This window comes from Acinetobacter lactucae, assembly GCF_013344765.1.
GTDB lineage: Bacteria > Pseudomonadota > Gammaproteobacteria > Pseudomonadales > Moraxellaceae > Acinetobacter > Acinetobacter lactucae_A.
The window spans coordinates 1-6,925 of the sequence record NZ_JABVBF010000179.1; the positions used below are offsets into that span (position 1 = coordinate 1).

Below are 6,925 nucleotides of genomic sequence, written 5' to 3' on the forward strand. Positions count from 1 at the left end.
TATAACCCCGTCTCATTGGTCTCTTATTTTGAAACTTCTACTTTTGATCACATGATGAATAGTAAGTTTACTCATAAAAAGTCACATATATTTCGAGTTTTTAACCAATAACTACCTAAAAATTATATTTTTTTATTTTTTACTCTGTTAATCATTTTATAAGAATTTCTTCTAACTATTTTAATAAGGAGAAAAAATGGATTTTATTAATATTTTCATAGGTGACACGACTTGGAACTTTGTTTTAGAAGTTTTAGTTCGTTGTAGTGTGATGTTCATCATCATTATTAGTTTTTTAAGACTATCTGGTAAACGAGGTGTTCGTCAGCTCTCCCTTTTTGAACTCGCAATTATTTTATGTTTAGGTTCAGCCGCCGGCGACCCTATGTTTACTGAAGACATACCTATTGCCCATGCCTTGGTCGTGTTTGTTGTTATCCTTTTTCTTTATCGATTTGCCACATGGAGCATGGTAAAGCATAAAAAAATTGAAGATTTGCTAGAAGGAAAAGCACTTTGTATTGTTAAAGATGGTCTTGTAGTCTATAAAGATTTCCAAAAGCAATCATATTCTCATGATGAGTTTTTCTCTGAAATGCGGCAACAACATGTTGAGCATCTTGGACAAGTGCGAGCCGCGTTGTTAGAGTCCGATGGTATTCTCAGTCTGCTTTATTTTGAAGATGAAGATGTAAAGTGGGGCTTACCACTATTCCCTGATGCTTATAGCAAAGCAGATATACTTAAACCTAATACTTTTTATTCATGCATGAAATGTGGTGAAACTAAAATTTTAAATACAATTGATCAAGAATGCACTCGATGCAAGCATCATAGTTGGGCCGAGTCTTTGAAAACACGCCGATTAGGATAATAAAAAAGGTGCTATTTCCTATTAAAAACAGAAAATAGCACCCTAAAATGTTAAAAATTAATTTTAACTTTTTATTTAAAGATTAGTTTAAACCTTTAAACTCAGCTTTACCGCGGTAAGCAGCTTTAGTCAATTCTTCAATACGAAGTAATTGGTTGTACTTAGAAACACGGTCAGAACGGCAAAGTGAACCAGTCTTAATTTGACCAGCTGCTGTACCTACTGCCAAGTCAGCAATAGTAGAATCTTCTGTTTCACCAGAACGGTGAGAAATTACAGTCGAATAACCATTTGCTTTAGCAAGATAGATCGCATCTAAAGTTTCAGTTAAAGTACCGATCTGGTTGTATTTGATTAAGATTGAGTTACCAACTTTTTCATCAATACCACGTTGTAAAATCTTAGGATTAGTTACGAACAAGTCATCACCAACCAATTGGATTTTATCACCAAGGATTGAAGTCAAGTAGCTCCAGCCTTCCCAGTCAGATTCATCAAGACCATCTTCGATCGAGATAATTGGATATTGATTTACAAGACCAGCTAAGTAATCTGCAAACTGATTGCTTGTAAATGCACGATTGCCTTCGCCTTCTAAAACGTATTGACCGTTTTTGTAGAACTCTGAAGATGCGCAGTCAAGTGCAAGCATCATGTCTGAACCAGCTTTGTAACCAGTCAATTCAATTGCTTGTAAAATGATTTGAATTGCTTCTTCGTTAGAACGTAAGTTAGGAGCAAAACCACCCTCATCACCTACAGCAGTATTCAAACCTTGTTTCTTTAAAACTGATTTTAAAGAATGGAATACTTCAGCACCAGCGCGTAAAGCTTCAGCAAATGAAGTGAAACCAACAGGCTCAATCATGAACTCTTGAATATCAACAGTGTTGTCCGCATGCTCACCACCATTTAAGATGTTCATCATCGGTACAGGCATTGTTAAAATTGTTTGACCACGAAGATCTGCGATATATTGGAAAAGAGGAAGTTTCTTTTCTTCAGCAGCAGCGCGCGCAGCAGCCAATGACACAGCCAAAGTTGCGTTAGCACCTAATTTCTCTTTGTTTTCAGTACCATCAAGCGCGATCATTGTATTATCAATGTCTTTTTGCTCAAAAACTGATTTACCCAACAAAGCATCACGAATCAAGGTATTTACGTTGTTAACTGCTGTACGAACGCCTTTACCTAAGTAACGTGATTTATCACCGTCACGAAGTTCTAAAGCTTCACGAGAACCAGTTGAAGCACCAGATGGTGCACATGCACGACCAACAACCCCAGATTCTAAAATTACGTCTGCTTCGATGGTTGGGTTACCACGAGAGTCCAAAATTTCACGTGCACGAATGTCAACGATTTGGCTCATGAACAATTCCTCTTTGAATGAATATGAGCTGCGGTTAAAGCAGCGTAAGGGTTATAAAACAACTCAATGGGTGTCTAACTTTTTGAATCCTTTAACTAAAGTATCCAATTCTTTTATTTGTGCCAAGAACGGTTCTAGCTGCGACATGCGTAATGCACAAGGTCCATCGCATTTTGCATGTTCTGGGTCTGGATGAGCTTCCAAGAACAATCCAGCCAAGCCAGTTGCCATTCCAGCGCGTGCTAAAGTTGTAATTTGAGCACGACGACCACCTGCTGAATCAGCACGACCACCAGGGGTTTGCAACGCATGTGTCACGTCAAAGAAAACTGGCACATTCATTTCTTTCATGATGTCAAAGCCAAGCATATCTACAACAAGATTGTTATAACCAAATGCTGAACCACGTTCACAAAGAATAAGTTTGTCGTTTCCTGCTTCTAAACATTTATGCAGGATATGACGCATTTCATGAGGTGCTAAAAACTGGGCTTTCTTAATGTTAATAATAGCCTGCGTTTTTGCCATCGCTTCAACAAGATCAGTTTGACGACTTAAGAAAGCGGGTAACTGAATAATATCGGCTACTTCTGCAACTGGTGCAGCCTGATATGGCTCGTGTACATCAGTAATGATAGGAACATTAAAATGCTTTTTAATATCACCTAACCATTCGATACCTTTTTCAAGTCCAGGACCACGGAATGAATGCAGACTCGAACGATTTGCTTTATCGAAACTCGCTTTAAATACATAAGGAATTTCTAAGCGTTTGCAAATATCAACATAAGTTTCTGCAATTTCAAAAGCTAAATCTTTTGATTCAAGTACGTTCATTCCGCCAAATAATACAAATGGCAAATGATTTGCCATTTGTATATCGCCTAAACGTACAACTTCTTGTGGTTTTAATTGTGACATTTAAACTTTCCCAGTTTATTTAAAATCGCATTATTTACTTTTTTGATGCTGTGTTTTTGCAGCGTCAATAAAACTAGCAAATAATGGATGTCCATCACGTGGTGAACTTGTAAATTCCGGGTGGAATTGTACAGCAATAAACCAAGGATGTTCAGGAATTTCTACAGTTTCAACTAAATGTTGTGCTGAAGAGTAACCTGAAATCTTCATACCAGCTTGTTCAATCGACTCGATGAAACGGTTATTCATTTCATAACGGTGACGATGACGCTCTGTAATTTCAGCTTTCCCGTAGACTTCACGTGTTTTTGTGCCTTCAACCAATTCAGATTTTTGAGCACCTAAACGCATAGTTCCACCTAGGTCAGACTCAAGGCTGCGTTGTTGTAATTCACCGCGTTCATCCAACCATTCAGTAATTAAACCAATGAGTGGATACTTTGTAGAACGGTTAAATTCTGTAGAAGAAGCTTCTGGCATACCTGCAACATGGCGAGCGTATTCAATAACAGCCAATTGCATACCTAAACAGATTCCTAAGAAAGGAATACCGTTTTCACGTGCGTATTGAATAGCTTTCATTTTGCCTTCAGTACCACGTTCACCAAAACCGCCTGGAACTAAGATTGCATCAGCTGTACTTAAAATAGATACATCTTGGCTTTCAAGCTCTTCAGCATTGACATAATCAATTTGTACTTTTACGCGATTTTTAATACCCGCATGTAGCAATGCTTCATTTACAGATTTATAAGCATCTGGTAATTCAACATATTTACCAACCATAGCTACACGTAAAGTGTATTCAGGATTTAGTAATGCTTCGACTACATTGTCCCAATCTTCTAGATTTGCTTCTGGAAGATCATTAAATCCAAAACGTTCACAGATCAAGTCATCAACGTTTTGTTCATAGAAAGTACGTGGAATTTGATAAATCGTTTTCGCATCTTTACATACCACTACAGCACGTGCTTCTACGTTAGTGAACAATGCAATTTTACGTTTAGTATCAACATCAACATCATATTCCGTACGACAGATAAGAATATCTGGCTGAATACCAATCGAAAGCAACTCTTTTACAGAGTGTTGAGTTGGTTTTGTCTTAAGCTCTGCTGCAGATTTGATATATGGCAACAAAGTTAAATGCATAAGCATGGTTCTTTTATGACCAAGCTCAACCATTAACTGACGAACTGACTCCATAAATGGAAGTGATTCGATATCACCTACCGTACCGCCAATTTCTACGATAGCAACATCGTAGCCTTCGCCCGCGCGAAGTACGCGTTCTTTAATGTTGTCAGTAATATGAGGAATAACTTGAACTGTACCACCAAGGTAGTCACCACGACGTTCTTTATTTAAAACGTCCTGATATACACGACCACTAGTAAAGTTATTAAGTTTGGTCATTTTCGCACGACGTAAGAAACGTTCGTAATAACCCAAGTCTAGATCAGTTTCGGCACCATCCTCTGTGACAAAAACTTCACCATGTTGGAAAGGGCTCATTGTCCCTGGATCGACATTAATGTAGGGATCCATTTTAACCATTGTGACTTTTAAGCCACGGGCTTCCAAAAGTGCAGCAACTGAAGCAGCAGAAATACCTTTACCTAGCGATGAAACTACACCACCAGTGACAAAAATAAAATGGGTCATTAAGTTTCTCGTACAATCAAGCCGAAATCGGCCTACAATGTTTGGCAATTTTACTGTACTCTGCCCCTATAAAGCAAAGTCAAACCGCATCAATTCAAAGATCATTAAACAACTGGCTATTCTATCAGCATTTTTAATAAAAATTTAGGTCAATCTCACATGATTTTTTCATTCTCTTTTGCTGTTATAATGCCAGCTCCTCAATTAAATGTTGTTTAGGACAATGGCAAATAAAAAACTTTTAATCTGTGCTGCAGTTGCTGCTGGACTATTGTTAACCGCATGTGTCAAAAAAGAAACACCTAAAGAAGAAGAGCAAGAAAAGGTTGAAACTGCTGTTTCAGAACCTCAACCTGCTGAACCTGCAAAATTTGAGTCTTTAGAAAGCGTTCAAACTGAAGAAGCTCAAACTCAGGAACCACCGCAAGTTGAAGTTCACCACGAGGAAACAGCGAATACGACAACTGAAATTCGCCGTGAAACTCGTCCTGCCCAGCCTGATCAAGGTTCACAAACAACAGTTTCTGAGCAACCGAAAGCAGAGCCTAAACCAAAACCTGAACCTAAGCCTGAGCCAAAACCTTCTAAGCCAGCTGAACCAGCTCAAAGTGAAGATGACGCTGTTGCCGCTGCAATTGCTGCTGCTACTCCTGCGCTTAAAAACTAAGTTTGTACACACATATGCCCAAATTGAACCATCGATTTGGGCTTTTTAATTATTATTCAAATTATCAATTCAATAATAAATTTTACTTTTCCTTTCTATTTATCTTTAAAGTTTCCCTAGATATCAATTAGGGACAATCTACTTTTTCTACCTAAAAAAGCATTGACGATAGATATATGACGTTGTAGTTTTTTATCAAGTTCCTTTTTGGAACTTAAATTAAAAGAAGATTGGAGCTTAAAATGAATACTGTATCAAACCGTGTACCTGCCTCATTTCCAGTTCGTCGTATGGACTACAATTTTGAAAATACACCTCGCTATTGGTGTAATAACGAACCTACTTTCACGCATTATTTTACGGGTTTATCCACCTTATTTCCTGAAGGTGAATCATATTTTGTTCGTTCCGTTAGAGCTTTACGCGAAAAGGCAAAATCGAATGAAATTCTAGATCGAGAAATCAGTGCTTTTATTGGCCAAGAAGCAATGCACTCTAAAGAGCATCATGCTTTTCATGTGAGTGCACAGCAACATGGATTAGATCCTCAATCCTTAGAAAAAGTAACTGGTATTGTTTTAAAGGGTATTGAAAAAGTTTTTAGTAAAAAATGGAATTTGCTTGTAACGGTAGGTTTGGAACATTACACAGCGGTACTCGTAGTTAGCATGATGCAATCTGTTAATGAATTAATGACAGACTCAACTATTCGTAATTTATGGCTATGGCACAGTATTGAAGAAACCGAACACAAAGCTGTCGCTTTTGATCTCTATCAACATTTATATGGAAGTGGGCTAAGCGCATATCTCCCACGTATCACCGTCTTCACTTTAAGTTTATTTTTAATTACCGGCTTTTCAACAATTTATCAATTTGTTCTGATGAAACGGGATCACCAACTTCTAAATTTCAAATCATGGCGTAAGTTCTTTAGTTTTGCTAACAAACAATATAGAACATTGATCCCTAAATTTTTTGATTATTATCGCTTTGACTTTCATCCCAACCAAACTGATGAAAAAGATCTGGTTGCCAGTACGAAAATCAAAATTGGTCTAAAGGATCCCAAATTGCTTTTATCTTGATCTAATAAAATGGTAAAGCCCATCTTTTAAATGGGCTTTATTTAAATTGCAGAGTTACCGTTATTGCTTATGTTCAACAATAAAATAATTTGATATTAATTTGGCAGCCCATGAAGTACTTTTCCAACCTTCGTAGAAACCACAATGACTTCCTTTTTTTGTGGTGATTACCGCAATATTACTCATTTGCCGGATCGTTTCTTTGTAGGGTTCCAAATTTTTAATAGAACAGACTGGATCATCCTCAGCATTAAGAATCATTAATGGTATTTTTACATTCTCAAATACATAAATTGGATTAATGGCTTGACAATAACTTTGATAATCCTTAAAGC

At 37.3% G+C, this 6,925-nt stretch carries 6 protein-coding genes and 1 pseudogene; 3 read left to right on the forward strand and 4 right to left on the reverse strand.

Annotation, left to right across the window (positions count from 1 at the left end; genetic code table 11):
- Positions 1–196: 196 nt before the first annotated feature.
- Positions 197–874: a DUF421 domain-containing protein gene (locus HUN22_RS14570; protein WP_174730738.1), complete on the forward strand. Its 678-nt coding sequence runs from the start codon at positions 197–199 to the stop codon at positions 872–874.
- An 82-nt stretch (positions 875–956) separates the two neighbouring features.
- Here HUN22_RS14570 and eno read toward each other — a convergent pair whose 3' ends face one another.
- The 3 genes from eno to HUN22_RS14585 form a co-directional block, all read right to left on the reverse strand.
- Positions 957–2,246, reverse strand: coding sequence for a phosphopyruvate hydratase (gene eno, locus HUN22_RS14575; protein ID WP_016145494.1), 1,290 nt, complete (start codon positions 2,244–2,246; stop codon positions 957–959).
- Between the two features lie 63 nt (positions 2,247–2,309).
- A complete protein-coding gene (gene kdsA, locus HUN22_RS14580) occupies positions 2,310–3,167 on the reverse strand; it encodes a 3-deoxy-8-phosphooctulonate synthase (RefSeq protein WP_004701333.1) in 858 nt (285 codons plus the stop codon).
- Positions 3,168–3,197: 30 nt separating this feature from the next.
- Positions 3,198–4,835, reverse strand: a complete 1,638-nt coding sequence (locus HUN22_RS14585) for a CTP synthase (protein ID WP_174730741.1) — start codon at positions 4,833–4,835, stop codon at positions 3,198–3,200.
- 223 nt (positions 4,836–5,058) lie between these two features.
- On the opposite strand from HUN22_RS14585, the gene HUN22_RS14590 reads away from it, so the two are divergent.
- Positions 5,059–5,502, forward strand: coding sequence for an internalin (locus HUN22_RS14590; RefSeq protein ID WP_174730743.1), 444 nt, complete (start codon positions 5,059–5,061; stop codon positions 5,500–5,502).
- Between the two features lie 242 nt (positions 5,503–5,744).
- Positions 5,745–6,590 (forward strand): metal-dependent hydrolase, encoded by an 846-nt coding sequence (locus HUN22_RS14595; protein WP_217488194.1) that lies wholly within the window; start codon positions 5,745–5,747, stop codon positions 6,588–6,590.
- Positions 6,591–6,650: 60 nt separating this feature from the next.
- On the opposite strand, the pseudogene HUN22_RS14600 reads toward HUN22_RS14595, so the two are convergent.
- A pseudogene (locus tag HUN22_RS14600) lies at positions 6,651–6,925 on the reverse strand (alpha/beta hydrolase); the annotation flags it as partial.